This window comes from Actinophytocola xanthii (assembly GCF_001921205.1).
GTDB classification, from domain to species: domain Bacteria; phylum Actinomycetota; class Actinomycetes; order Mycobacteriales; family Pseudonocardiaceae; genus Actinophytocola; species Actinophytocola xanthii.
This window is the reverse complement of record NZ_MSIE01000154.1, coordinates 1-4,284: the sequence shown is the minus strand read 5'-3', so window position 1 is coordinate 4,284 and position 4,284 is coordinate 1. Positions and strand designations below refer to the sequence as shown.

Here is a 4,284-nt window from a genome sequence, read left to right as displayed (position 1 = left end):
TCACCAGCCAACGCCTCACCAAATAAGTTCAGGAACAGGCTCTCATCGATCCGAAGCGATGTAGCGCAGCGACGATCAGCCTCCCGTGGTTGCCGGCCCAGCTCCGCCAGCGGCGCCATTGTCGGCCTCCGGGTCGACGTCGATGATCAGCACCTCATCGTCCACGATTAGGGCCCGGACCTAGCGCGCCACCTCAAGTAGTGCTACCGGCGCCTTGCGCGGCGAAGATGGAAATCGAACACGTGACGACCGCATTCGCCCGGCACTGCGATCCCCCGTCCACCCGACGGCTCACTGGCACGAGACAGCCAGCCGTCACGGCCATCACTACTACGGAGGTGATGACGGGAACGACCAGAGGCGAGGCTCAGGTCCAGCGGCACGAACACGGCAGATAGGACACGCGCGGCGATGATCTGGAGAGCTGGTGTTCGAGGCGGAACCGCGGAGCCTGGTATCCGCGGCGCTCGGTCGTCTCGGTCGCGATGCGCTCGAGAATCAAGTCGACGCGCTCATGAGTGACGTTCTCAGGCCACAGCCGCTCGGACGGCTGTCCGGCCGTCGACACCCCTCGTCGTCGCAACGGCAGCAACTCGACGATGGTCGCGACCTGCTCGCTGGCGATACCGGACGGCCTGGCTAGACGTCCAACTCGGCCAGTTGCTCGTCGGTGAGCGAGATCGGATAGGCCGTGGAATCGCCCCTGCGTACGCGCCGGCGTCCCGGCGGCAGACGTTGCGCGCGGAGACGCAGCAATTGGGCGTGTGCGGCGACGTAGCGGATGCCCCTTGGCGCGAGAGCTACACCTTCGCGCTGAAGCCGGCACCGCTGTTGCGTGGCATCATCGCCCATTCTAGCTCGGTTCCCATGCCACGCGTCAGACCAGCGAGAGCGAAGACCGCAGTGACCGCCTACCCCACCCGACCATGGCGCGTGCCCTCGCCTCCGCCCATCACCTTTGCCGACGCCAGTCCTGGTGAGGCCGGTGTCGGACGCCGACGTCAAGATCACGCCCGTTGCGAGATCGGGATCAGTGTTTTGCTGCGCGGCCGCGACGGAACTGGCCGTGCCCCCGACGGTGCTCCGCTCCATCGCCCCAACCCCCGACACCGGATCTCGCGGGGGCGGCCGTGACAACGAGACCTCCAACGTGGCACCAATTCGCAGAATCGGCCGATGAAGTGGGTCGGAGGGGCCAGGCACGACCCCTCCGACCCGCGAAGCTAGTCTTCCCTGTCCTCCTCGCGGCTGTCTGGGCTCTCGTTGCGCGACTTGGTCCACACGTCGCGTCCGAGCCTTGCCACCTCCAGAGCCAGCGTCGCGGCGGCAATCCAAAACTCAGGCGTCACGCGGCGCCTCCAACAAGCTGGGTCCACCTCCTGCAGCGGACCGTCCACCGCTTACCAGGAGTCGACGCGACTTCCACAGGACCGCGAACCACGTCGAGACCGAACCGTTACCTGACACCGTGCAGAACAGGGTGTTCGAGGCAAGCTGGTCGAGTCCTCGTCGCCTACCTGAACAAGAGGTCCCAGGCAGGCCCTGGTGGCTGGCGTCGGCTGTTCGACACCAGCCACCAGGAAGCCGTTACGCGCGGACGCTTGCCCGAGCGCGGTCCACATCCCGTTTGCTCATCCCGAAGTCGGTGTTGGGTCCGTGAACCTTGCCCATGGGATAGCCGGCCATCAACGCCGCGGCGATGAGCTCACCGTTCGACACATACTGCCCGAGTGCGTTCTCGACGACGTGCTTCATCCCGTAACTGCCCTGCCCCGGTGTCTTGATCGGCCGGATGTTCTCGCGCAGCCACTGGTGAACCTCGATGACACGGTCCGCGGCCCGCTCCAGCTGGTCCCGGTGATCCCGGAACTGCTCCTGGCGCTCGGCCAGCGTCTCCTTGCCGGTCATGCGCGGCGCCAAGCCGAAGCCGTTGGTCGAGAGGTGGGGTTCCCGGTCCAGCACGTCGCGGAACGCGATCAGCAGCCGACGAGCCTCCACATAGGGCAACCCGGTCCGCTCCTGCAGAAGCCGGATTTCGCGCTTGTTGAGACGATCCCTGGTCATAACGCTCCCTGCCGCGGCGCGGTCCCACGCCCACTCCGCAGATTGCGTTATCGACCTGCGTGAACTGGGGGATCAAGCTGCGCGATTCAGCGAACCTTGTCCTCAACGTGCTGGTCGCGTGGGCAACCGTCACTCGGATCCGGCAGGCGCTACTGCCAAGACCAAGATATCCCACGATCATCCCGGAACACCAGACCCTGAACGGCGCTCTCTTCGTGGTCACTGACCGACTGTGCACAAGTGAGGTCGAACCACCGGTCTTGACCTGTGCGGCGAGCAGCACCTCGCCGTCTCGAGCGACCAGATCGAAGTCGACGACCTCAACCTGGTCTGACTCGCCGGCACCACTCTCGACCCGACAGGCCGCGAAACGGTCGTCCTGGAACACGGCCAGTGCAGCTTCGACCGTGCGAAGGTACTGGTACAGAAAGCCCCACGCGGCGACTCGGCCACCGTCCACGGCCTCAACATTACGGCGTCGGCCGCGTCCTCCCACCTCCCGGAAAGCCAGCGCGCAAGCGTACGATCGCGTGCTGGTGGTACTCGGCGGCGCGGTTAAGGCGCCGCAGAGCATACGCTCGCGTCGCCGGCAGGATCATCTGTACCACGCCCAGCGGAAGACCTCGCCTGCGGCAGGCTAAAGCCGCTGCGGCCAGTGTTTCGCACCCCCAGCCGAGCGGCGCGAACGACGCTCGCATGGCCCACGCCACGTGCCGGGCGAGCCGCGCGTATGCGCGATCGAGCCAGTTGAGGCCGGCCATGATCTCCGGCGTCGCGACCAGCCCCCACGGAGCGAGCGTTCCGATGAACCGCAGTCGCTAGGCCGGCTGCAGGGCCCCGCAGCGAACAGTGCAACCCGCCACCCGAATGTCCGGCGACGTCGAGCTGCGCCACCCCAAGTTCGTCGGCGAGTGAGGCCACGCCGGCCAGCCAGTCGCCGACGATCTTCCCCGATATGGACGTGGATCGCCCAAGGTGGGCCAATCGACCGCCATGACACGGAACCGCCGGGCCCGCGCCGCCGACGAACGCTCCTTCGAGCCGGCTGCCCGGCGTGCCATCGCAGTAGAACAACACGGGAACCCTTCCGGACCGCCGAACTCCAGATAGACGAGATCACGCCCGTCCACAACGTGGCGTCAACTGGACGAGTACACCGGTGACGACCCGGCGTCGCGGATGTTCGTCGAGACCTACCTCGACGCCACCCGGGACCCCGACCTGCGCGGCGGTCGGAGCCGCTATCGACGATTCCGCGCAGAGATGACTGCGTTGCTGCGGACGCAGGGAATCGCGGCGCCATAGCGCACCGTCGTTGTGCTCACCGCGACGGAAAGCTGCAACCACTATTGATTGGGCCAGCGAACCCCCACCATCGGCACTGTGCGTAGTCGCAGCCCGCTCCCCTATCGCGAGAAACATCGGGCCAGCGTGACATGCCGTGTGACATGGAACCATGGATCTCAGGGAGGCTGGAGGGTACTATTGAGACTGACAGCGACAACAGAGTTGCTGGTAGAGGCCATAGTCCACGCCGACTCCTGAGCTCCGGAGGCAGGTTTCCCTACCTCGAATTCCCGAGCCCTGATTCTTTCTGGTTCGACGAGGGGTTACCCTTAGCGCAGGGGTATCGCCTACTGCTTGGAAGGCCTGGAGTTGTGTCCCTGAATGCGCCACATCAGGGCCACATGAAGTACCTATCCCTAGTCCGCGCAGGTGGAGCATCTCCTGCTGCGGAATACGTCGGCTTCCTCATCCACCCCGGCAATGCCACACCGCTTTCAGAGCTGAGATCGATGACATCCTGGATGAGGGCGATGCTGCCGCGATTCGCAAGAATCTGCGACGCGCTCTGACGAATTAAACGAAATTTCTATTCCCACACGCTACTTAGGCCATCCCCCCTGGCCGGACCGACGACAGGGATGGTGAGGCCGGTTGGATTCGTCGACACAACCCGGTCCTACGCGCCGACGCGGGCACCGATGGCGACATCGAGCGGCATGCGCCGCCTACCCGAGCTTGGAGTGGATCGAGCCGTCCTCGCCACACATCGGCACCTGTCGTTCGATCTGTCGTGCCTGCCCAGTCCGACGGGAGTGTCTCGCGGTCGCCCTCGACACGAGAGAACCCTGGGGGATCTGGGGCGGTCTGGACCCTCGAGAACGGCGGGAGCTAGTGCCTCATCAAGGAACGTTGACGCGGTAACCGTGTCGCGTG

Annotated in this window: 2 protein-coding genes; one reads left to right on the top strand and one right to left on the bottom strand. The window is 65.4% G+C overall.

Features of this window, described 5'->3' with window-relative positions; genetic code table 11:
- Positions 1-1,587: 1,587 nt before the first annotated feature.
- A complete protein-coding gene (locus BU204_RS37570) occupies positions 1,588-2,064 on the bottom strand; it encodes a hypothetical protein (protein WP_075130544.1) in 477 nt (158 codons plus the stop codon).
- A 1,938-nt stretch (positions 2,065-4,002) separates the two neighbouring features.
- Between BU204_RS37570 and BU204_RS37565 the strand changes: the two genes are divergently transcribed.
- Entirely contained in the window at positions 4,003-4,272 is a 270-nt protein-coding gene (locus BU204_RS37565; RefSeq protein ID WP_075130543.1) for a WhiB family transcriptional regulator, read from the top strand.
- Positions 4,273-4,284 lie beyond the last annotated feature (12 nt).

What these genes read in the sequence shown, in the direction of transcription:
- BU204_RS37570 (WP_075130544.1), bottom strand. Translation starts at nt 2,064, where the DNA reads ATGACCAGGGATCGTCTCAACAAGCGCGAAATCCGGCTTCTGCAGGAG.